The following is a 21,064-nucleotide window of genomic DNA, read 5'->3' as shown; positions in this document are numbered from 1 at the left end:
GTGCAACGCTACTTTCAGCTGTTCGGTCTGCAGCCGCACCGGACCGAGAGCTTCAAGCTGTCCTCTGACCCGTTTTTCGTCGAGAAGCTACGCGAAGTTGTCCAGACCCCCTAGGGTGGGATAGGCGCCTGGCACAAGGCTATTGGCTGTTACCCGGTCAGTTGCGCCGTGACCCACCATGATCAGCACGCCGACCGCCACTTGGTGGGTTACCCGGCGCGGCAATGATGCAGTTGATTTTCAGCCCTATGACCTGCACCGCCCGCCCTACAAAAGCTGCGGCCAACACATCACTGAGACATAGCCTTTCGTTTGGGTAATGGCTGTAGCGACCTTGTTCTGACTAAGTTCGTCTGCGCACAGACAGCCCTCGCTCGCTCGCGAAGAATGGACATTCCTCCTGCGCACAAGCAGTTCCTGCGTCAGGGATTTCGTAAGGCTATGCACCGGAGTACGTATATGAACACTCTCAAGCTTGTTTCCACTGGCATCCTGCTCGGCACATTGGTACTGAGTGGCTGTTCAAATATGTCGCACCAGGACAAGGGCACGGCCGCGGGTGCGGTAGTCGGTGGCGTGGCGGGCAATCTGTTGTGTGGCGGCGTGCTCTGCACCGGTGCTGGTGCGGTGGTGGGCGGGGTGATTGGCCACGAAGTCGCCAAGCCGAAGAAGCAATAGATTGAGTGAGCGCGCGTTGCTAAGCCTCTCTGCCGCTGGAGGGCGAGAGGTACCGAGGCATCAGGCAGTCCGCCGGTCATTCTCGTCAGGGAGCAAATGCAGGCGCTGGCGCGTCGGATGCAGCGCATGGAGGCGACCACCGCAGGTGTAACCAATCCACCAACTCACGCGTTGAGGAGAACCCCATGACCTTGGGCACTCTACTGTTGATCGTGCTGGTCCTGATGCTGGTCGGCGCCGTTCCGGCGTGGTCACACAGCCGTAGTTGGGGGTATGCACCCAGTGGCGGCTTGGGCCTGCTGGTTATCGTTTTACTTGTGCTGCTATTGCTCGGGCGGATATGACGATCAGGTAGCCCGAGACAGGGACCGCCCGGTCCCGTGCTCTTGCTGTGGTCGACCGTAGGGGGCAACTGGTCGCTATCGCACGCAAGGCGGGAATTCCGCGTCCAGGGCGGGAGTCGGTTCTCGCGGTACCGGGTTCAGTCGCCATGGTGCGGAGGGACATAAGGCTGCAGGCGGTCGGTTTCCTTCTTAACCACGGCGTAGCATTCGCAGCTCAGTTGTTCGAGTCGGTGTCGATTCAGTACGGTTATGTGCCCGCGGCTGTACTCAATCACGCCAAGCTTCTGCAGCTTGCCGGCAGCATCGGTGACGCCTTCGCGGCGCACGCCTAACATGCTGGCGATCAGCTCCTGGGTCATTGTCAGATGGTTGCTCGACATGCGGTCCAGCGACAGCAACAGCCAGCGGCATAGGCGCTTGTCAATCGAGTGATGGCGATTGCAGACGGCGGTTTGAGCCATCTGTGTGATCAGCGCCTGAGTGTAGCGAAGCATGAGTACCAGCAACTCACCGTGGCGGTTGAACTCATCCTTGAGGCGTTGCCCTGGAAGCCGCAGCGCATGGCCGCCACACTGCACTACAGCCCGGCTCGGCGTGCTTTCCCCGCCCATGAACAAGGCCACGCCGACAAGCCCTTCGTTGCCGACCATCGATATTTCCGCCGAAGCTCCGTTCTCCATCACGTAGGTCAGCGAGACGATCGAGTCGATCGGGAAATAGACGTGGCACAAGGCATCTCCTGACTCATACAGCACCTTGCCGAGCGGCAGGGACACCCGTTCAAGATGCGGGAGCAAGCGCTGCTGGACTTCCACGGGCAGGGCTGCCAGTAGATGGTTCTGATGCGGTATATGCGATTCGAGCATTTTTATCCTCACCGGTAGGCTTGCCCAACTGGAGCGGAAGGGCCCATGCGGTGAGAACTCCGCCGACTACCGCATGCATTCTATGGCTGCCTGGGGGGTAACTGGGCGCTATTTTTGCTGGGCTGCCAGTCGCTAGTGGCCTGTGTGGCTAGTTCAATTAGTCAATTTCGACGTTTGAGTTCCCGATACTGCGTTGCCGCTCCTCGACATAGCCCGCTATGACTCGTCGCAGCGCCTTGTCTCAGAACCTAAGCCATCCGAACTTGAGTTAACCAACTAGCCGTACAGGCCACTAGGGTCTGTTGCCATTTCATTGCGAGCCGCGAATGAAACGGCAACAGACCCTAGAGAGCAGGTCACCCAGCCTTTTACGCTTATTAAGTAGTAGCACGCAGGGTAGACAGTGGGGGTGTATCGCATCGTGCTGCTGCGACGGCCAGGCCTTTAACTGGTCCGTTATGGCATCGGTCACCGAGGCCATCAGGCCCGCAATACCTCGGCGCCACACATCTGTTCCAGATGCTCCTGCATCTCGCGCACTGTCATGTCGCGTGAAGCGGTACTCAAGCGCGCGCAGAGGTCAGCCCCGTAGGGCAAAAAAGCGCAAGTCTGGCCAAGGGCAATCGTCCAACACAGTCGCCCAACATCGCCTGCAAGTGGGCTCCTCCAGGGCGGGTGTAGGGCAGCGATTGGTGCAGGCGCATAGCAAAAGACCTTTCATACAGAACGGCCTAAACAACCTCGAATAGACGCGCGCACATAGCGCCGGAAAAGCGTGAATCTGGCCGCTTTCAACTGTTTCTGCCTGGCGCGTACGGCTTAGCCAGGGCGTGCTGGTCAGCGCTACTCTGACTGCGCTGTTGCAAAGCGGCATTGCGCGCCGCGAACGTTGGAGACTCCGGCGGCCTGGGCTTGGCGATAGTGCGTTCGAACATGCAGGTCCATGGCGGGCGAGTAAGCGTTGAAAGCAGAGAGGCAGTGTTCAACCACGAAAGGGTGGCTCAGTTCTGACTGAAGGAGAGCGGTGAGTACGAAATAATCTGTCCCGATGACTTTTTGATGTACCGGCAGGTCACCGCTTTCATCTCACCAGAAGAAGGTGAACCACTGCTGCCTCGTTGAATCGCTCCTCGTTTCGAGGACAGAATTGATCGTCAGCTATGGGGCGATTCTGTTGAAAAAGTCCCGTTGCGTTTTTTGCCCATGAAAGAGCATTAGCGACGTTGAAATCTGGTTCACTGAGAAGACGGAGCTGTCTTGGTTTTACGTAGCAACGCCGAAATCGAGCGTTTTTTGAGCTGCCGAAAAGCAGCTCCCTCAGAAACCGACTTTTTCAACAGAATCGGGCGACCCCGGTCATTCGCGACCGGTAGATAACGACCCAAGCTGTCAGTCGCGACAGGCAACAACCGGCCAATAGCTGCCGGTCACTAACTCCATGGCAGGAACAGACCAGCAGATTGCCTACTCGCTGCTACAACGACGTAGCCAACGTCAGACGGGCGTTCAAAAGCTGGGAGGGGGCCGCCTTCTGAATATGAAGGCTGGCGGCACATTCAAATTGCGCCTCGCCTTGGTAAGGCCAATCGCGGCTTGCCGAGCACTTGAGTGGCCACACGCGACGCGAGCGGCCACGACAATAACCGTACGCCGAAGCACGTCAGCTTGTTGAACAGTCCGGGTACCACCGTGCGCTGGCCGCGCACCATCGCACGGATGGCAGCATGCGCTACGAACTCTGCGCTTTTTGTCGAGGCATTCGCGATCCACGAGTAGTCGCCTCCGCCGGACGCGGCATGGAACGCGGTTTCGGTGCCGCCAGGGCAGATACAGGTCACCGACAGTGGCGTGCCGCGGTGTTCGTCATGGAGGGCTTCGCTGAAGTTGCGAACGAACGCCTTCGACGCGGCGTACAGCGCCATGTTTGGCACGGATTGGTACGCGCCGGTCGACGCGATGTTGACCATTTGCGCGGGGGTGATGCTTGTCCTGTGCGCGTCAACGAAACACCGCGCAAGTGCGACCAGCGAGGTCATGTTGAGTTGCACAAGCTCCGCGTCGCGCGACCAGTCGACCTCGTCGAACCGGCGGAAATAGCCAAACCCGGCGTTGTTGATCAGGATGTCGAGCGGGCCGTTGGCCGTCGCGGCATCCCACAGCGCGTGTGCGGCATCGGGCTGGCCGAGATCGGCGGTGATGGTCTCGACCTTGACGCCTGTGCAGGTCGCGGCAACCGCCTCCAGTGCGTCGCGGCGCCGCGCCGTCAGCACCAGATCAACGCCAAGCGTGGCGAGCTCGCGTGCGATGGCCGCGCCAATGCCACTGGACGCGCCGGTTACCAGCGCGCGCTTGCCAAGGATGGCGGTTGTATAGGTATTCAAATCCTTCTCCTAAGCGTGGAGAGGCCTAGGAACTCCAAGGCCTGCCAAGCGTGCGCGCCAGCTAAATGACTTGCACCACGACCTTGCCCTTGGCGCGCCCACTGTCTACGTAGGCCAACGCTTTGTGGGTGTCCGGGAACGGGAATACGGTGTCGACGACTGGACGGATCACGCCTGACTCGACGAGGGACGTGATCTCGCGCAACTGCGCCCCATCGGCCCGCATGAAGACGAAGGTGTATTGCTTCCCGTGCTTCTCTGCCTGTTTCCGGATGCCGGAACTCAACAGGCGCAGCACCTGTTTGAGCGACCAGGCCAGGCCCCGCGAGGCGGCGAAGGTTGGGGTGGGTGGCCCGGAGATGGAGATGAGGTGTCCGCCCGGTTTGAGAATCTGCAGGGACTTCTTCAACTCGTCGTTGCCGAGGCAGTTCAGCACCACGTCGTAGTCACGCAGTTCGGTGGCGAAGTCCTGCTTCTTGTAGTCGATGACGACGTCCGCGCCTAATGCCTTCGCCCAGTCGATGTTGGCCGTACTCGTGGTCGTGGCCACGAATGTGCCCAAGTACTTGGCTAGCTGGATGGCGATGGTGCCCACGCCGCCGGAGCCCGCTTGGATGAATACCTTCTGCCCCTTCTTCAGCTTGGCGGTTTCGACCAGCACCTGCCAGGCGGTCAACGCCACCAGAGGAAGTGCGGCGGCTTCGACCATGCTGAGATTCTTAGGCTTCAGCGCCAGCGACGACGCTTTAACGGCAATGAGTTCGGCGAAGGTGCCAATACGATCATCGTCTGGGCGCGCGTAGACCTCGTCTCCTGGCTTGAAGTCGCGAACGCGAGCGCCGACGCGCACGACCGTCCCGGCCACGTCGTTGCCCAGAACAAGGGGAAACTGGTAGGGGAGAATCAGTTTGAATTCGCCGCTCTTGATTTTCGTATCCAGAGGATTAACGCTCGCCGCGTGAATCTGGATCAGAACGTTATCGTCCCGTACTTCAGGGGCGGGCACTTCGCCGATGCGGCCGACTTCTTTTTTCCCGTAACGATCGATGATGAACGCCTTCATGGTGGGACTGTTCTCCAGAGTTTCTGATTGAGTGTGTTCGGGCTGCCCGCGCGCAGAATGCATGCCTTGCGTTTGGGCGCTGGGATCGAGGCGGTTACCAGCGCTCCTTGTACGGCCTCAGGTCGAGCTCCTGCGTCCACGCCGATTTCGGCTGGTGGTGTAGCATCCAGTAGTTTTCGGCGATGGCGTCGTACCCGAGCAAGCCGTCCGCAGCGGCAGGGTTGACCCTGTCGGGAAAGGCGGCCTGAAGCCGATCCCCAAGAATTCCGCCGTCGATGACGACATGCGCGACGTGGAGCCCCTTGGGTCCGTACTCACGGGCCATACTCTGCGCGATCATGCGCAGCCCCGCCTTGGCCGCGGCGAAGTGGGCATATCCGGGCTTGCCGCGTAGGCTGCCCGAGGCGCCCGTGAAAATCACCGTGCCCCGGCCCAATGGGGCCAGCCGGCGTGCGGCCTCGCGCCCGACCAGGAAGCCGGAGTAACAGCCAACGCGCCAGAAATCCTCAAACTGCGCGGCGGTCAATTGGGTGAAATCGATGAAGGCGTTGTTGCCCGCGTTGGAAATGACGACATCGGCGGGCTCGCGCCCAGGCCCGGGCTGCATCGCGCGGTCGAATGCCGCGATCACTTGGGCTTCATCGGTCACATCGGTTGGAAATGCCTCGGCACTGCCGACGCCCAGTGCGACGATCTCTGCCACCACCGTCTCGATCTTGGCTGGCGTTCGTCCCGTCACGATGACGTGGTAACCCTCGCGCGCGAAGCGTTTGCAGACGGCGCCGCCCACGCCCCGCACCGATCCCACGCCGAATACAATTGCCGTTGGTTGACTCATTTCATCGCTTCCGTTGTGGTGAGGGGAGTGACCGTCCCGTTGCTACCGTGTTGGGCGTCGAGGAAGGTCAGTGCGGTCAGCACGAACTCGCCGTGGTACTGGAAAATCCCGCCATGCCCGGCGTCTTTGTAGATGACCAGTTGCGAGCCAGGCATGCGCCGCGCCATGTCGTGACTGTTCTCGGTGGGTACCATGATGTCGTTGTCGCCATTGGCGATGAGTACAGGGATACGGATGCCGCCGAGCGCTTGAGGCGCCTGCCGGCCCCAGGCCTTGATAGCCTTCAGCTGTCGCAGCAAGGCACTGGGAGTCGGGCTCTTGTCGCGGTTCGACTTGCGCTCTTTCAGCCGCTGCAAAAAAGCCCTGGCGGCCAGCCGGCCATTGGCCGTGGAGGTGAAGAACAGGTAAGTCTTGGGATCACGTAGGGTCAAAAGCCCTTTGATCATCAATGGCCAGGAAACCTTACTGACCTGCTCGATACCTGTGCCGCCTGCCGGTCCCGTGCCGGTCAGAATCAGCCGGCGCACCAGGTCGGGGGCTTTCAGCACAACGTCCTGCGCCACGAACCCACCGAGGGAAAAACCGAGCAGATCGACCTTCTCCAAACCCAGTGCGTGGATCAGTGCGATCACATCCCGTGCCATTGCATCGATGGTCACAGGTGCCGTTCCGCCTGAAGCGCCGATACCTCGGTAGTCGGTGGCGATGACGCGATGCTTGCGAGCAATCCCGTCGACGATTCGTGGGTCGAAATTGTCGAGGACCGCGCCCCAGTGGTTAAGCAGGATCAGCGGTACGCCGTTGCGCGGTCCCAGGTCGCGGAACGCGAATGCGGTCCCGCCGACCTCTATCGAGCGGGTGGTGGCGTCGATGTAGGGGAGGCTCGATTCGCCAGCCTGGTCGGCGTGCAGTGCGTTGAATGTCATTGTCTCTCCAGGGGCAGAGCACCGTGGCGGCGCTTCAAGGCGCGACCCGATAACGCTCTGCGACATGCGCCTGCCGCAGATCGGAAATCAGGCCCAGCCGCGCGGCGTTCAGAGCCTCCCAGCGGGCGGCGTCATGCAACGGCGGGATCGTGACCAGTTCGCGGCGGTCGAAGCCGACCAGTGCCGCATCGACCAGTTCGTCCACGTTCATCAGGTCGGAAAGCGTGTTGACGTCGATGCCTGCACGTTCCCAGATCTCGGTGCGAGTTCCAGCCGGCAGCACTGCCTGCACGTAGACGCCTTTGGGGGTGAGTTCCAGGCTCAGCCCCTGTGACAGGAACAGCACGAAGGCCTTGGTTGCGCCGTAGACCGACATGCCGAATTCGGGCGCCAAGCCGACCACCGAGCCGATGTTGACGATCGCGCCCTTGGCGGCCTGCGCCAGGCGCGGGGCGATGGCACTCGCCAACCTCACCAGGGCGGTGGTGTTGAGGGTGACCAGGCGGGCGACATCGTCTGTCGACTGGTGGATGAAGGCACCGGACAGCGCAGCCCCGGCGTTGTTGATCAAGGTTTCGATCTTGGCGTCCTCGCGCAGGCGGGCCTCGACTGCGGCCAGATCGCCAGGCTGAGTGAGGTCGGCTGGAAGGACGTCGACAGCCACGCCGGTTTCCTCGCGCAGGCGCGCAGCGAGCGCTTCCAGACGCGCCTTGTCGCGGGCAACCAGCACTAGGTCGTGGCCGCGGCGTGCGAAGCGCTCCGCGTAGGTGGCGCCAATGCCGGTCGATGCGCCCGTGATCAGAACAGTTGAATGGGAGGTCATGATGTTTTCTCTTGAGCGAAAAGGTGAGCCCATGCCGCTATAGGCAGAATGGACGAATGGCTAGCGAGCGCTGGAGTCAGCGAGGGTCGGATAGTCGATGTAACCCTTGGCCCCGCCGCCATAAAGCGTGGTGGGATCCAGCGCTGCGAGAAGGGCGCCGATCCCCAGACGTTCGACCAGGTCAGGGTTGCTGATGAAGGGGCGGCCGAACGCAAACAGATCGGCCTTGCCCCCGGTCAGGCGGGCGTTGGCCAAGTCGAGCCCATACCCGTTGTTTGCCAGGTAGGTATTCTTGAAGCGGCTGCGCAATGCATCGAAGTCGAACGGAGCGACATCGCGTGGACCGCCGGTGGCCCCTTCCACCACGTGCAAATAGACGATGCCCAGTGCACTGAGCTGGTCTGCGATGTAGTTGTACTGCGGTTGCGGGGCACTGCAGGAAATACCGTTCGCCGGCGAGACGGGAGAGATACGTACGCCAGTGCGGTGGGCTCCGATTTCCTTAGCAACTGCGGCGGTGGCTTCTAGCAAGAGGCGGGCGCGGTTCTCGATGGAGCCGCCATACGCATCCGTGCGCACATTGGCGCCGTCCTTGATGAACTGTTCGAGCAGGTAGCCGTTGGCACCATGCACCTCGACTCCATCAAAACCTGCGGCGATCGCATTGGCCGCCGCCTTGCGGAAGTCCTCGACGATGCCCGGAATCTCATCCAGCGCGAGTGCACGTGGCTGGGAGACATCGGTAAAGCCATTGTTAACGAACGTTTTGGTCTCGGCGCGGATAGCCGAGGGTGCAACCGGCGCAGCGCCATCCGGCTGCAGATCGACATGGGAGATGCGTCCGACGTGCCACAGTTGAACGAAAATTCGCCCGCCCTTGGCGTGAACGGCGTCGGTTACGACGCGCCAGCCATCAATCTGCGGTTGCGTGTATAGACCGGGGGTGTCCTGGTAGCCCTGAGCCTGTGCTGAGACCTGCGTGGCCTCGGTGATCAGCAAACCCGCAGAGGCGCGTTGGCTGTAGTAGATGGCTGCGTGTTCGCTGGGTACCAGACCCGCGCCCGCACGGTTGCGCGTCAGCGGCGCCATCACGATGCGGTTGGGAAGGGTGAGCGAGCCAAGGGTGTAGGGTTCGAACAGCGTTTTTTCAGTCATGGTTTGTCTGCACCGGATCTTTTCCAGGGAAAGTTGGGTAATGATGTTGATCATCATCTTTAGTGTCAAGAGTTTTGATGATGATCGACATCAATGTATAGTGCCGGCTTCAGTGATGGCGGATTTAGAGAGTTTCTGGACATGAAGGTCACCAAAGCGCAGGCGCAGGCGAACCGGGCGCACATCGTTGAGACCGCCTCGGTGCTGTTTCGCGAGCGGGGTTACGACGGGGTGGGGATCGCGGACTTGATGGCCACCGCAGGCTTCACCCATGGCGGGTTCTACAAGCACTTTCCTTCCAAGGCCGAGCTGCTGGCGGAAGCCGCGACCTGCGGTTTTGCGCAGGGCGCCGCCAAAGCCGATGGCGTGGATGCGGTGGAATTCGTCAGGCACTACCTGTCTCGGGAGCACCGCGACGCGCGTGGTGAGGGTTGCACGATGGCAGCACTGTGCGTAGACGCGGCGCGGCAGCCGGAGTCGATCAAGACGGCTTTTGCCTCCGGCGTTGAAAGCATGCTGGCGACCCTGGCAAACCAAGCCAGCGAGGGGGACGGCCAGTGCGCCGAAGACCTGCGCGTCAGACGCATCGAAGTGATTGCGCAGGTTGTCGGCGCACTGATGCTGTCGCGGGCGTGCCCTGACGACTCGCCACTCGCCGACGAAATTCTGGATGTCTGCCGTACGGCCGTATTAACTAGGCTGACCCCGCGCCCCAACGAGTAGAGCACGCACCCCGTAGTCCACCGATCGCCACTGCGGCCTGGCTACGAATTGCGCGCGGAAAGCGAGTGCTGGTGGTGCGACCGTCAGTAACTGATCGGTACGCTTTGCTGATCAGAGCCGATACACACTATTTCATACTGACCAAAAATCTAGTCGCTGAAGACGGGCTTTTTAGCCTTGATCAGCTGCGTATCGCCCCCACCTCCCACGCAAGCCGGACTTTTCGAGTTCGGCAGCAGCCTTCTTTCTCCCTCACCAGCGGTCGTCCTGACTCTCTCTCTCTCGCTCACTGCAACGCATGGAGGCCCCGCTCCGTCACCAGCGTTGCAGCCCACTGTCACTTGTCCTTTCGCTCCTAAGGCGATGTCCCTCGTAGGCGCGCAGGCGGCCGCACATGCGGGCAGCCTATGCCAACGAGTTAGAGGCACCCTCGGCCTCCATCAGAACAAGAAAATTATGGCGTTTGCGTGTGAGCGCCTTGCGAGAGAAAAATGGTTTCCTTTGAAGATTTCCTTTCGTTGAGCCTGCTCAACTCCGCCTATTGGGCTATTGCTGACGGTTGCTCTGAGCAGCCGGTGGAAACGCTTTTTGCCCGCGCGGCGCACCTAAAACTTGGGTCTGTCGATTTGCGCGGCGGGGAGGCTATCCACCTTTTCTTCTCTCAGCGCGCGCTAAAAAACGAGCAGAGCGCACGTGTCACTCGTCACATTTCGAGCGCTTTCGTGCCCGCCGAATATGCGGGTGACGTGGTATCTGTCCGCTCCACCGTAGCGGTCTTCGCCGGTAATGGTGAGCTGCCAATCCCTTCCGATGTGCCATCAACCATTGCCGATGTAGAGGACGTTTTCGTCCGCAGCGACGACGGCAAATGGCTGTTCCAAAGTCGCTTTATCAGCCCCATTTTTGTCGGCGCATCAGCTGCAGCATTTGCGCGTTGATGGTTTTTCGCTTCCCAGGAGAGTGTCCGTGAACAATAACAAGTCATCCGTTTACCTGGCATGTGTACCGCATGTGCCGCTTACGAAAATCCAGGAAGAGTGGCCGGTTGAGGCTAACGAAGTTTTTTGGCAGAGCTATAAGGCACGTGTCGAAGAGCTGAAAGCGTTCGATCCGGAGTTGGTGGTGATCTTCGGCGGTAACCATCTGGATGGTATCCACCTCAAGCTGATGCCTCAGTTCGTTGTGGCGCACGCTGCCGTGGCTATTGATGATTGCGGTGGTTGGCCAGGTCAGCTGAATGTGCCGCTGGACATTGCCACCGCCCTGACTGCCGAGTTGGTCGGTAACGATTTCGACATGGCCAGCTCTCACGCAATGGACGTGGATCACGGTTTCTCTAACCCCCTTCACTATTTCCTCGGCGACCTTGCCGCCAAACCTGTACTGCCCATTCATATCAACACCATCTCCGACCCTCGTCCGACCCTACGACGCTGCCGCCAGTTGGGCGAAGCAGTCGGACGCTTTGCCCGTTCGCTGAACAAGCGAGTCGCGTTTCTTGGTACCGGCGGCCTGTCTCATCAGACCGACTTTGTCTTTCCCCAGTACCACAACGCGCCAAATGAAGACGTCCGGGACTACTTAGTTTATGGCGGCGAGAAAGGACCGATCAGTCGTGAGAGCTGGCGCAATGGCGTGGTTGTCGGCATGGACAAGCTCAGCCATGACATCGTCGATGGCGGCTTCCGGGCGCCCTGGATAAACGAGAGCTGGGACCGAAAGTTCCTGGATGTGCTCAGCAGCGGTGAGTTCGAATCGTTCGATAGTTGGACTGATCAGGACGTGTTGGATGCAGCCGGATACGGAGGCAGTGAAATTCGTTTGTGGATAGCCGCTGCCGCTGCCGCCAAAGCGTGCGATGAAACCCTTGAACTGCACCAGGATTTCTACTCCGCTGAAACCACCTTTGCGGTCGGGGCAGGTGTGGTTCACAGCAAGTTGACCAGCACAGGTCAACGCCCTGTTTAGCGAATGGCTATGGGCATGAGTTCAAGGCACATGCTCGAACTCATGCCCCTCTAAACCTACACACTTTTCCGAGCAATGGTCCTCACATGAAAAAAGTCATCATTACCTGTGCTGTTACGGGCTCTATTCATACGCCTTCTATGTCTCCGTATTTGCCGGTGAAGCCGCAAGACATTGCCCGCGCCGCCATCGAAGCAGCGCAGGCGGGAGCAGCAATTGTGCACCTCCACGCTCGCGATCCTGAGACTGGCCGCCCCACGCAGGATGTGGAGCTGTTTAGGCAGATCGTGACCACGGTCAAGCAGGAGTGCGACGTGGTGATCAATATCACCACCGGTGGCGCACCGACGATGAGTGTCGAAGAGCGCTTGCGTCCCGCTCTAGAACTGAAGCCTGAGGTGGCCTCGCTAAATATGGGCTCCATGAACTTCGGGCTTTACGAAATGCTCGATCGCTTCAGCGAGTTCAAGCATGACTGGGAGCGTCCGTACTTGGCGGGCAGCGACGACCGTGTATTTAAAAACACCTTCAAAGACATCGAGTACATCCTCCGCTCGTGCAGCGAAAACGACACTCGATTCGAGATTGAGTGCTACGACATTGGGCATCTTTACACCGCTGCCCATTTCCTTGATCGCGGGTTAATCAAGCCGCCTCTTTTCATTCAATCCGTGTTTGGTTTGCGGGGCGGTATCGGGGGGCATGTCGAAGATCTAGCCCATATGCGGCGCACCGCAGACCGGTTATTCGGTGATGCCTATGCCTGGTCCGTGCTGGGCGCCGGACGCCATCAGATGCCCACCGCGGCTATTGCAGCGGCGATCGGAGGGAACGTCCGGGTCGGTCTGGAAGACTCCCTGTGGGATGGCCCTGGAAACCTGGCCACCAGCAGTGCCGTTCAGGTCAAGCGCGTGCGCTCAATCATCGAGGCACTCTCTCAGAGCGTCGCTACACCGGACGAGGCTCGTTCCATTCTAAAGCTGAAGGGGCGTGATGCTGTCGCTTTCTAAAAACGCCTAATTACAACAAAAAAACCGAGGGTGATTCCCATGACTACCGACGTAAAAACCTTTCGTGCTTTTAAGTCCTACGTGCCTCATTACGCCGGCACTGTGACCGGCAACATTCCTGAATACACCGGCTGGATGGACGAGCAACTTTCGTGGAAAACCACCTGCTACATGGGTGACTGGTCGTTTGTACCGCAGATCCGCATTAAGGGGCCTGACGCCCTGCGCCTGTTCACAGAACTCTCCACGAACAGCTTCGCCGGCATGCCATTGGATCGCGCCAAACACTGTATTCAGTGTAACGAGCAGGGCAAGGTTATCGCCGAGGGCATTTTGCTGCGCCACGGTGAAGACGATTTCGAGTACCAGTGTGGCACTCCGCATTGGGTCTACTACCACCTGAAGTCGAAAGGTTATGACGCCGAAGCGTCCTTTCCTATCAGCTACAAGATGCAGATTTCCGGACCTCACGCGCTGGCACTGTGCGAAAAGCTTAGCGGCGCCAGCTTGCGCGACATTAAGTTCATGTACACCCGCCAGCTGAAAGTCAAAGGACTGGATGTCATGTTCCTGCGCCAAGGCATGGCAGGCGAGATCGGGTTCGAGCTTCAGGGGCCTATCACTGAGCGGGAAACGCTGATCGCTGCCGTAATGGAGCTTGCTCCTGAGTTCGGCTTGCGCCGTCTTGGCGCGCGCAACCTTATGATCAATCACCTAGAGGCGTGCTACCCAACGGGCAGCATGCACTTCTTCAATGCCTTGGCTGACGAAAGTCGTGGTGACTATTTCAACTTCATGTCCGACGACAACAACCTGCCAGCGGCCTGGATCGGCTCCCCCTTCCAAACCGTGCTTCGTTACAACTTCTCTGTCGGCTTCACGGGCAGTTGGGACGGCGAAAACATGAGCGGCCTGTACCGCAGCCCGATCGAGATGGGTTGGAGTAAAAACGTGGTCTTTGACCATGAATTTATTGGCCGAGAAGCACTCGAGCGCGAAATGGCCGAGCCCCGCCGCCAGGTAGTGACACTGGAATTCAACAGTGATGACGTCCTGCGGATTCATGCCTCTTTGTTTGGCTCCGGTGACGCGTATCGCCAATTCGAGTTCCCGGACGTCCCTCATCAAATTGCCTGGACCGACCTGATTCAGAAGGACGGCCAGACAATTGGCCACGCCACGCATCCGGGCTACAGCTTCTTCTTTCGCAAGGTATTGGCGCTGAGCTTTATCGACGTCAAATACGCCACACCTGGTACTGAGGTTGAAGTGCTGTGGGGCGACCCTGGCACCCCACAAACGCTGCTGCGCGCGACAGTCGCGAAGGCACCCTACAAGCAGGACAACCGCCGCGCTGACCTGAGCAAGATCTGAGCACCTTGATTCATGCCTGAGGTTGCAAGCCGGCCTCGGGCATTTCCACCGTTTTAACGTGAGGTATCGATGTAATGGCGGCTTCCACACCACCAGACAACAAGCAAAAGTTCATCCTGAATGCGTCCTGCAAGGCCAGGTCGGGAATAGTCGCAGCGGTGACGACCTTTCTGGCCGAGAGTAACTGCTACATCTGTTCGCTTGAGCAGTTCGACGACGAATCGACTGAGCAGTTTTTCATGCGCGCGGTTTTCTATGTCGAAGACCCCTCGTACACGGTCGAAGCCCTGCGAGGAGGCTTTACCGATGTAGCGGAAAGCCTGGGAATGAGCTGGAAAATCCACGATCCGCTGTTGCCTGTGCGGACCGTGATTATGGTTTCCCGTTTCGACCACTGCCTCAACGACCTGCTTTACCGGCGACGCAAAGGGGACCTGAATATGGAGATCACCGCTGTGGTCTCCAATCACAGTGATCTTCGTGCCATGGCTGAACGTGAAGGCATTCGCTTTGTGCACCTGCCGGTCACCAAAGAAAACAAAACTCAGCAGGAAGATCGCCTGCTTGAAATCGTCCTGGAAACCAATTCCGAGCTCGTGATTCTTGCCCGTTATATGCAGATTCTCTCAAACGAGCTGTCAGCGAAATTATCCGGCTCCTGCATCAACATTCACCACTCCTTCCTCCCGGGTTTTAAAGGCGCTATGCCTTATCACCAGGCCTTTGACCGTGGCGTAAAGCAGATTGGTGCGACGGCGCACTACGTCACGTCAGATTTGGACGAGGGACCGATTATCGAGCAGGTCGTCACTCGAGTGGATCACTCCTTCAAGGCTGATCAGCTTGTCCGTGTAGGCCGAGACAACGAGTGCATGGCGCTGGCTGGCGCGGTGAAGTCCCATATCGAACGCCGCGTGTTTGTCGACGGCAACAAAACCATCGTCTTCCACGGAAGCTGATCGTGGTGGATTTGCCCGTGTTCGCTGGCCCAAAACACACGTGGTTAGCGTTCATCGAGGTTTACCCATAGCGGTCTGTGGAGTCTTGTATGACTGCGAAAATTATTGACGGGAAAGCATTATCAGCAACGCTCAGGGTGCGATTCCGCCAGCGTGTTGCTGATCTCAGTGGCCGTGGCGTACAGCCAGGTTTAGCTGTCGTTTTGGTTGGCGACAGTGCTGCATCCCAAGTGTATGTGCGTAACAAAATCAACGCGTGCCGGGACTGCGGCCTGGCCTCGTACCCGCAGTTTTTGCCGATGGATACGTCGGAAAAAGAACTACTGGACGTAATTGAGCGCCTAAACCAGGACGAGAACGTTCACGGGATTCTCGTGCAGTTACCGCTACCAAAACATATTGATATGCGGCGCGTTCTGGAGGCTATCGCCGTCGACAAAGATGTCGATGGCTTCCACCTCTATAACGTCGGAAGCCTAGTGGTAGGCAATAGCATTTTCCCTCCCTGCACACCCTACGGGGTGCAGTTGTTGCTCGATACAACCGGGTTGGATGTTAGCGGGCAAAACGTGGTGATAGTGGGCGCATCAAATATCGTGGGTAAACCGATGGCGCTCATGCTGTTGCAGCGGGAGGCTACGGTAACGGTTTGCCACGTTAAGACGCGCGATCTGGCCCAGCACACCATTCTCGCCGACATCCTCATTGTGGCCGCTGGCGTACCCAACCTCATCGGCGCTCAGCTCGTTAAACGCGGAGCGATTGTGATCGATGTGGGCATCAACCGCCTGCCAGATGGTCGCATCGTAGGTGACGTGGACTTTGAAGCGGTTAAGGAGCGGGCTTCCTGGATTACGCCGGTACCGGGAGGGGTTGGCCCGATGACCGTCACCATGTTGATCGAAAACACCCTCCGCTCCGCCGAACGACGTATTGGCATCGGCCCGGGTATCGGCGCGGACGGTTGGGACGCGGCTATCCAGCCCGTGAACACCAACTGAGTCTGACTCTGCTATGAGGAGAACGTATTTTGAGCGGTGTTAATGCAAAAAAATCCGTTGTGTTGGTGCACGGTTGGGGCGGCTCATACGAGGCGGTCTGGGCTCGCAATGGCTGGGCCACAACCCTGGCTGAGAACGGATTTACCCCAACAGCGGTGGACTTGTTAGGACACGGGACGTCCGAGCGCTCTCATCAGCCGAATGATTATGCCGATCTTGCGTCGCATGCAGACGTCCAGCTACCGCAGGGATTGGGCCTTGTTGGCATTGGCTACTCACTTGGCTGCAAGGTGCTACTTGAGATCGAAGCACGTACTCCAGGGCGCTTCAGTCGGATTGTTCTCGGTGGGTTGGGCGCAAATATTTTTGCGCCTGAGGCCCTGGGGGACGACGTGGCGAGGTGTCTAGAGCTGGGCCCTCAATCAGACACGCCAGCGGTTATCAGGATGCTGGCGGAATACGGGGTACAGGCAGGCAACGATCCACTTGCTATCGCAGCCTGTCTTCGACGGCCTCCCAATCCGGTTCTCACCCAAGAAAGGCTGAGCGATGTGAAGTGTCCAGTACTACTTGTTGTCGGCGATGCCGATTCGCTAGCGTACCCAGTTGATGCGTTGGCCCATGCATTGCCGTCCGCACAGGTGCATGTCCTGGCGGGTATAGACCACATTTCCTTGCCTGCCTCTTCTGAGTTTCAACGGGTTGCAATGGCGTTCCTTAATCAGGGCAAGCTCGCTTAGTCGGTTAACACCCTGATGTCGTTGGGGCGCTGTTTGCCGTGTGGAGATAACGCATGAGTCTACTAACACGCAGAAAACTGAAGGATCGCCTTAAAGCGAACGATGCACCTCTCTTCGGAACCTTCATCAAGACCCCAACCGTTCATGGGGTCGAGATTATCGGTGGGCTTGGTTATGACTTCGTCATTATTGACGCCGAGCATGCCCCCTTCGATAGAAGCGCTATCGAGCTGCTGATTCTTGCCGCTCGAGCCAGTGGCGTTATGGCGTTGGTGAGGGTTGGCGACACCCATGCACATGAGGTTTTAACGGCCCTGGATAATGGCGCAGACGGAGTAGTTGCTCCGCACATTTGGTCGGCCGACCGGGCGAAGCAATTGGTGGCTATGAGCCGATATGGCGGCAAGCGGGGCTTCTCCAATTCTCCACGTGCTGGCGGATACGGTGCACGCTCTCTTTGGGAGCATGTAGACCTGGCGGACAGTGAGGTCGCGGTAATCGCCATGATCGAAGATCCAGAGGCGATCGAAAACATTGATGCCATCCTGGCTACAGAAGGGTTGGATGCCATTTTTATTGGCCGGGGTGATCTCACCGTCGCGATGAATGATCGCGTTCCCGGCGCGCCCTTGGTCAAAGAGGCCACCGAAAAACTATTGGACGCTGCACAGAGAGCGAGCAAGCCGGTGTTCATTCTCGCAGCGAATCCAGACGAAGCTGCTTACTACCGACGCCGGGGGGTACGCTGCTTCGTTCTGTCGTCAGATCAGGGCTTTCTGCGCGCAGCGGCACAACAGGCGCTTAGCGCATTTTCTGCTGTTTGTACTGAGCCCGTTTAAGCCATCTATTCAGGTACACAACCATGTCCCACTCCGATCCACGCGCCTCGCTTGCCGCCTACGCAAGCGCTGGTGAGGCACAAACCTTCGCGGCAGCGGAGTACGCCCGGTTCTACGAAATACCCGCCTCAACAGAGGCTGCGTCGTTACAGCTTTGGTATGCACGCGGGCAAAATTTCGTTGTGGGCTACGCCGAAGGCAGTGTGGGTGCGCGATACGAACGCGTTTCCCAAGTGGACGAATATGTCCTGCTCATTCCTGACGAGAACGTCGAGCTGACGATTGAGTGGGAAGGTGAAATTACCAGAGTCTTGGGGCCGTCGATTGTATTTGTGCCGCCTGGCAGCAGCGTTCTAAATGTGGTTCAGCCAGGACGCCTTGTCCTCATGTTCACTTCGTTAAACGAGGACCTCTGCGAGCAATGCACGAATGCCGAATCCTATGCTCAGCCCCATCCCAACATCCCTCCCTTCAAAGCCTGGCCTGATCCTCCGCAAGGGCAGGCCGTCCGCGTTTATAGCCTGAACGTACCTGATGAGGAAGGCCGCTTTGGAAGGATCTGGCGATGCTCTACGTTCATGGTCAACGTCTTGCCTCCCCAGCAAGGGCCACGCGACCCAACCAAGCTTTCACCCCATCACCATGACTCGTTCGAGCAAGGGTCTTTTGCCTTGGATGGTGCCTTCACTCACCACGTTCGCTGGCCATGGACATCCGATTTGAATGCATGGCGCAAGGATGATCATGAGTTTTGTGCTTCGCCGTCATTGGCCGTCATTCCACCGCCTGCCATCCATACCTCGCGCGGGATGGATCAGGGCCTCAACCAGCTGATAGATATCTTTTCCCCACCGCGCCTCGACTTCTCCCAGAAGCCAGGGTGGGTGCTCAATGCATCAGACTACCCAATGCCGGATTGAGAGCGGGATGCGCTGATATAGAAACGGCTGGCAATGGCCAGCCGATTTTTATTGGTGCGCCAGGCATGGCGCGTTGCGCGCAAGCGCAACCAGTTTGGCTGTGGTGGCCAACTTGGTGACTTGGAGGTGCAAGTCCTCTACACACCCGGCAAGGGGAAGTGTTAGCCGAACGGCAAGGGTGTCGCGGGTGACTGCGAATCTGAAGGAAGCCGAAGGCAAAATGCTGGCCTGACGAACAGGGAGCGAATTAGGCGGCGTAGCGGGGTAAGGCGGCCAATATCGTCAAAGCCCAATACTTGCACGGAACGCTACGACGTAAATCCGACAGGCATAAGCAGGAAGGTCGCGCGAATTACCCTGGGAGATCTGTTTAGCCTGCCATGTGCTACCGGCGTCGCGAGATGACGGGATGGGCGACAGAAGTCAGCAGAGGTCGTAGTAGTTGCTCGGAACCGGAGCAATGAAGGGCTGAACCTGCCATGAGTGGATAGTCGGGTGTGATCTCTGTTGGGTCGTACAGCAGAAACTCCGCGTAGCGGGGGTCGAGACCATCAGGAGGTAGGGGCCGGAAGCTCCGAGGGCCGGTCTGGGCGCTTAGATACCGCAGGCGACACATCAACGGAACCAAGCTCGCTGACGTTGTGTGTCAGTAGGTAGGAACCGCCGTATACGGAACCGTACGTACGGTGGTGTGAGAGGACGGCGGGGGCAACCCCGCCTCCTACTCGATCCCCTGGCCAAGAATGGCTTTTTTGAGCTTTCGGTCGATTGGTCGGGAGCCGATCCATTGAAGCAGCAATGCCTGGTAAAGCGCTTTGCCCGTTATCAACCCAACGCGAGTGCCGTTGTAGGTGACAACCGTGCCTTCGCCATTGAAATGGTCAAATTGAATCCAATCGCCTTGCTTAAAACCATCTGGCGGAGCGAGCTTCACAAACTCAACCACTTCCGGCCCCACGGCCGATAGTTGCTCAGGTTCAAGGTTCACAATCAGATCTTCGAAGAGCATCTTCCTGGCGGCGGAGAATTTGAGCGGTTTATCAAAGAGCATGATCGACCGTTTCATTTCATCACTTTCAAGAATCCTGTTTGCATCGTTCGAACTGTTTTCCAAGTAAAGAGCAACGGTATAAACCGATTTTCCGTCGACGCCTGATCGCGTTGCGAATCCGTTAAGAACGAGCACTTTATTTGCTACAACGATTTGCTCCGGGAACTCGTGTGGCGCTCCCACAGCGTTCGCGGTGACCAATGCGCAAACCAATATGAGCGGCAGCCATACACCTGACAGTTTCATACATGCCTCTTTATTATTTTTGGAGGTGGCGTTAGATGGAGAAGCGGTTGATCGCCAGTTCGAGGCTGGATTTCAGAGCCAATAACTCTTTGGAATGCAGGGCAGACTCTGCCGCTCTTTGTGCCGACTTCGCGGCAGAAATCCCTACCTGCTCGATGTTGTGGTGAATCTGGTGCACTGCTGCATCCTGCTCACCCGCCGCTGCGGCGATCTGTTGATTCATCGCTTGGATACGAGTCACTGCCTCACGAATTTCCTGGAAGGAAGACTGCGCTTGCTTGGTATTCAGCTCGACCTCAGCGGTGCGTGCCAGGTTCTTCGACGTAAGCTCCGATGCGACAGAAGCTCGGCGCTGAAGTGAAACGATGAGCGACTCGATCTCTTCTGTAGATAAACGGGTTCGAATGGCGAGCGCGCGCACTTCGTCCGCGACAACAGCAAAGCCACGGCCCTGGTCGCCGGCTCTGGCGGCTTCGATGGCTGCATTGAGTGCCAACAGATTGGTTTGGTCCGCAATCGACTTGATTACATCGATGACCTGACCGATTCGAGCACTATCCGAGTGAAGCTCCCACATCGCCGAGCCCAGTTGGGACATATCGCCAGACAAGGTATTGATCCGGGTGACGACATCGTTAATAACGACGGTTCCTCCCTCGACGGTGGACTCGGCATCAGTTGCTGCTAGGGCAGCAGTTTCTGCACTGCGCAGTATCTCGTTGACGGTCTGCACCAACTCGTCTGTCGCCGAAATTATTTGGGCGATGTCAGCGCCCTGCCGTTCTGTTTCCAGACGAGCATTGCCGCTTTGACTAAATATCTGCTCGGAGCTGGTAGCAAGGCACCGTATGCCTTGAGCGATTTCACCGATCAAAACACGAAGGGCTCCCGTCATCTCAGCATTGGCTTTCATGAGCTGACCCATTTCATCGCGTCGTTCAACGCGCGGCGCTTGTCTTGTCAAATCACCGCTGGCCACCGCCCTGGACTGCTCTAACGTGGACTTCAGGGGCGGCACAATTGAGCGCGAAATCAGCATGATGGAAAGCACGCTACCCACCATGGTGCGGATTCCACGACACTTGGACACTCAGCCCACGATCATTTGGACACTCGTTCCATGCTCACTTGGACACCTGATCCACGTCCACTTGGACAG

At 58.3% G+C, this 21,064-nt stretch carries 20 protein-coding genes and 2 pseudogenes; 13 read left to right on the top strand and 9 right to left on the bottom strand.

Annotated elements, in window-relative coordinates:
• From FBY03_RS23385 to FBY03_RS22420, 3 genes and pseudogenes are all read left to right on the top strand, one after another.
• Window positions 1-102 (top strand): annotated as a pseudogene (locus FBY03_RS23385) (IS630 family transposase); the annotation flags it as partial.
• Between the two features lie 357 nt (window positions 103-459).
• On the top strand, window positions 460-678 hold the full coding sequence (locus FBY03_RS22425; protein ID WP_147174560.1) for a glycine zipper 2TM domain-containing protein: 219 nt from the start codon (window positions 460-462) through the stop codon (window positions 676-678).
• Between the two features lie 185 nt (window positions 679-863).
• Window positions 864-1,022 carry a DUF3309 family protein gene (locus FBY03_RS22420; protein ID WP_147174559.1) on the top strand — a complete coding sequence of 53 codons (159 nt, stop codon included), beginning with the start codon at window positions 864-866 and terminating at the stop codon, window positions 1,020-1,022.
• Window positions 1,023-1,159: 137 nt separating this feature from the next.
• Here FBY03_RS22420 and FBY03_RS22415 read toward each other — a convergent pair whose 3' ends face one another.
• From FBY03_RS22415 to FBY03_RS22385, 7 genes are all read right to left on the bottom strand, one after another.
• On the bottom strand, window positions 1,160-1,888 hold the full coding sequence (locus FBY03_RS22415) for a Crp/Fnr family transcriptional regulator (protein WP_147174558.1): 729 nt from the start codon (window positions 1,886-1,888) through the stop codon (window positions 1,160-1,162).
• 1,556 nt (window positions 1,889-3,444) lie between these two features.
• A complete protein-coding gene (locus tag FBY03_RS22410; RefSeq protein ID WP_147174557.1) occupies window positions 3,445-4,269 on the bottom strand; it encodes an SDR family oxidoreductase in 825 nt (274 codons plus the stop codon).
• Window positions 4,270-4,330: 61 nt separating this feature from the next.
• On the bottom strand, window positions 4,331-5,332 hold the full coding sequence (locus FBY03_RS22405; RefSeq protein ID WP_147174556.1) for an NADP-dependent oxidoreductase: 1,002 nt from the start codon (window positions 5,330-5,332) through the stop codon (window positions 4,331-4,333).
• A gap of 94 nt (window positions 5,333-5,426) precedes the next feature.
• Window positions 5,427-6,170: an SDR family NAD(P)-dependent oxidoreductase gene (locus tag FBY03_RS22400; protein ID WP_147174555.1), complete on the bottom strand. Its 744-nt coding sequence runs from the start codon at window positions 6,168-6,170 to the stop codon at window positions 5,427-5,429.
• Window positions 6,167-7,096: an alpha/beta fold hydrolase gene (locus tag FBY03_RS22395; RefSeq protein ID WP_147174554.1), complete on the bottom strand. Its 930-nt coding sequence runs from the start codon at window positions 7,094-7,096 to the stop codon at window positions 6,167-6,169. The genes FBY03_RS22400 and FBY03_RS22395 overlap by 4 nt, the downstream gene beginning before the upstream one ends.
• A 34-nt stretch (window positions 7,097-7,130) precedes the next feature.
• Window positions 7,131-7,919: an SDR family oxidoreductase gene (locus FBY03_RS22390; RefSeq protein ID WP_147174553.1), complete on the bottom strand. Its 789-nt coding sequence runs from the start codon at window positions 7,917-7,919 to the stop codon at window positions 7,131-7,133.
• Window positions 7,920-7,979: 60 nt separating this feature from the next.
• The gene (locus FBY03_RS22385; protein ID WP_147174561.1) at window positions 7,980-9,074 is read right to left on the bottom strand and encodes an alkene reductase; all 1,095 of its coding nucleotides are present in this window, start codon (window positions 9,072-9,074) and stop codon (window positions 7,980-7,982) included.
• Window positions 9,075-9,215: 141 nt separating this feature from the next.
• Between FBY03_RS22385 and FBY03_RS22380 the strand changes: the two genes are divergently transcribed.
• The 10 genes and pseudogenes from FBY03_RS22380 to FBY03_RS22335 all read left to right on the top strand — a co-directional run bounded on the left by FBY03_RS22380 (window position 9,216) and on the right by FBY03_RS22335 (window position 18,608).
• Entirely contained in the window at window positions 9,216-9,797 is a 582-nt protein-coding gene (locus tag FBY03_RS22380) for a TetR/AcrR family transcriptional regulator (RefSeq protein WP_147174552.1), read from the top strand.
• Window positions 9,798-10,288: 491 nt separating this feature from the next.
• Complete coding sequence (locus FBY03_RS22375; protein ID WP_147174551.1) at window positions 10,289-10,735, top strand: nuclear transport factor 2 family protein; 447 nt, start codon at window positions 10,289-10,291, stop codon at window positions 10,733-10,735.
• A 28-nt stretch (window positions 10,736-10,763) separates the two neighbouring features.
• Entirely contained in the window at window positions 10,764-11,765 is a 1,002-nt protein-coding gene (locus FBY03_RS22370; RefSeq protein ID WP_178090763.1) for a hypothetical protein, read from the top strand.
• 86 nt (window positions 11,766-11,851) lie between these two features.
• Window positions 11,852-12,775, top strand: coding sequence for a 3-keto-5-aminohexanoate cleavage protein (locus FBY03_RS22365; protein WP_147174549.1), 924 nt, complete (start codon window positions 11,852-11,854; stop codon window positions 12,773-12,775).
• A 39-nt stretch (window positions 12,776-12,814) separates the two neighbouring features.
• Entirely contained in the window at window positions 12,815-14,149 is a 1,335-nt protein-coding gene (locus FBY03_RS22360) for a glycine cleavage T C-terminal barrel domain-containing protein (RefSeq protein ID WP_147174548.1), read from the top strand.
• Window positions 14,150-14,223: 74 nt separating this feature from the next.
• Window positions 14,224-15,108, top strand: a complete 885-nt coding sequence (gene purU / locus FBY03_RS22355; protein ID WP_147174547.1) for a formyltetrahydrofolate deformylase — start codon at window positions 14,224-14,226, stop codon at window positions 15,106-15,108.
• An 89-nt stretch (window positions 15,109-15,197) separates the two neighbouring features.
• Window positions 15,198-16,034: pseudogene (folD, locus tag FBY03_RS22350) on the top strand (bifunctional methylenetetrahydrofolate dehydrogenase/methenyltetrahydrofolate cyclohydrolase FolD); the annotation flags it as partial.
• A gap of 104 nt (window positions 16,035-16,138) precedes the next feature.
• The gene (locus FBY03_RS22345; RefSeq protein WP_178090761.1) at window positions 16,139-16,849 is read left to right on the top strand and encodes an alpha/beta fold hydrolase; all 711 of its coding nucleotides are present in this window, start codon (window positions 16,139-16,141) and stop codon (window positions 16,847-16,849) included.
• A 53-nt stretch (window positions 16,850-16,902) separates the two neighbouring features.
• Complete coding sequence (locus FBY03_RS22340) at window positions 16,903-17,688, top strand: HpcH/HpaI aldolase/citrate lyase family protein (protein WP_147174544.1); 786 nt, start codon at window positions 16,903-16,905, stop codon at window positions 17,686-17,688.
• A gap of 23 nt (window positions 17,689-17,711) precedes the next feature.
• A complete protein-coding gene (locus FBY03_RS22335; RefSeq protein ID WP_147174543.1) occupies window positions 17,712-18,608 on the top strand; it encodes a hypothetical protein in 897 nt (298 codons plus the stop codon).
• A gap of 721 nt (window positions 18,609-19,329) precedes the next feature.
• On the opposite strand, the gene FBY03_RS22325 is transcribed toward FBY03_RS22335, so the two are convergent.
• The gene (locus tag FBY03_RS22325) at window positions 19,330-19,905 is read right to left on the bottom strand and encodes a chalcone isomerase family protein (protein WP_147174541.1); all 576 of its coding nucleotides are present in this window, start codon (window positions 19,903-19,905) and stop codon (window positions 19,330-19,332) included.
• Between the two features lie 31 nt (window positions 19,906-19,936).
• The gene (locus tag FBY03_RS22320; RefSeq protein WP_371920814.1) at window positions 19,937-20,944 is read right to left on the bottom strand and encodes a methyl-accepting chemotaxis protein; all 1,008 of its coding nucleotides are present in this window, start codon (window positions 20,942-20,944) and stop codon (window positions 19,937-19,939) included.
• Between the last annotated feature and the right edge of the window lie 120 nt (window positions 20,945-21,064).

The organism is Pseudomonas sp. SJZ079 (assembly GCF_007993865.1).
In the GTDB taxonomy this organism is placed as follows: Bacteria; Pseudomonadota; Gammaproteobacteria; order Pseudomonadales; family Pseudomonadaceae; genus Aquipseudomonas.
The sequence above is the reverse complement of the archived record's forward strand: the minus strand, read 5'-3'. Positions and strand labels throughout refer to the sequence as shown.

Excerpts from the sequence above, each read along its gene's own strand:
- FBY03_RS22425 (WP_147174560.1), top strand. The coding sequence starts at position 460 with ATGAACACTCTCAAGCTTGTTTCCACTGGCATCCTGCTCGGCACATTG.
- FBY03_RS22420 (WP_147174559.1), top strand. The coding sequence starts at position 864 with ATGACCTTGGGCACTCTACTGTTGATCGTGCTGGTCCTGATGCTGGTC.
- FBY03_RS22415 (WP_147174558.1), bottom strand. The coding sequence starts at position 1,888 with ATGCTCGAATCGCATATACCGCATCAGAACCATCTACTGGCAGCCCTG.
- FBY03_RS22405 (WP_147174556.1), bottom strand. The coding sequence starts at position 5,332 with ATGAAGGCGTTCATCATCGATCGTTACGGGAAAAAAGAAGTCGGCCGC.
- FBY03_RS22400 (WP_147174555.1), bottom strand. The coding sequence starts at position 6,170 with ATGAGTCAACCAACGGCAATTGTATTCGGCGTGGGATCGGTGCGGGGC.
- FBY03_RS22395 (WP_147174554.1), bottom strand. The coding sequence starts at position 7,096 with ATGACATTCAACGCACTGCACGCCGACCAGGCTGGCGAATCGAGCCTC.
- FBY03_RS22390 (WP_147174553.1), bottom strand. The coding sequence starts at position 7,919 with ATGACCTCCCATTCAACTGTTCTGATCACGGGCGCATCGACCGGCATT.
- FBY03_RS22385 (WP_147174561.1), bottom strand. The coding sequence starts at position 9,074 with ATGACTGAAAAAACGCTGTTCGAACCCTACACCCTTGGCTCGCTCACC.
- FBY03_RS22380 (WP_147174552.1), top strand. The coding sequence starts at position 9,216 with ATGAAGGTCACCAAAGCGCAGGCGCAGGCGAACCGGGCGCACATCGTT.
- FBY03_RS22375 (WP_147174551.1), top strand. The coding sequence starts at position 10,289 with ATGGTTTCCTTTGAAGATTTCCTTTCGTTGAGCCTGCTCAACTCCGCC.
- FBY03_RS22365 (WP_147174549.1), top strand. The coding sequence starts at position 11,852 with ATGAAAAAAGTCATCATTACCTGTGCTGTTACGGGCTCTATTCATACG.
- FBY03_RS22360 (WP_147174548.1), top strand. The coding sequence starts at position 12,815 with ATGACTACCGACGTAAAAACCTTTCGTGCTTTTAAGTCCTACGTGCCT.
- purU (WP_147174547.1), top strand. The coding sequence starts at position 14,224 with ATGGCGGCTTCCACACCACCAGACAACAAGCAAAAGTTCATCCTGAAT.
- FBY03_RS22340 (WP_147174544.1), top strand. The coding sequence starts at position 16,903 with ATGAGTCTACTAACACGCAGAAAACTGAAGGATCGCCTTAAAGCGAAC.
- FBY03_RS22335 (WP_147174543.1), top strand. The coding sequence starts at position 17,712 with ATGTCCCACTCCGATCCACGCGCCTCGCTTGCCGCCTACGCAAGCGCT.
- FBY03_RS22325 (WP_147174541.1), bottom strand. The coding sequence starts at position 19,905 with ATGAAACTGTCAGGTGTATGGCTGCCGCTCATATTGGTTTGCGCATTG.
- FBY03_RS22320 (WP_371920814.1), bottom strand. The coding sequence starts at position 20,944 with ATGCTGATTTCGCGCTCAATTGTGCCGCCCCTGAAGTCCACGTTAGAG.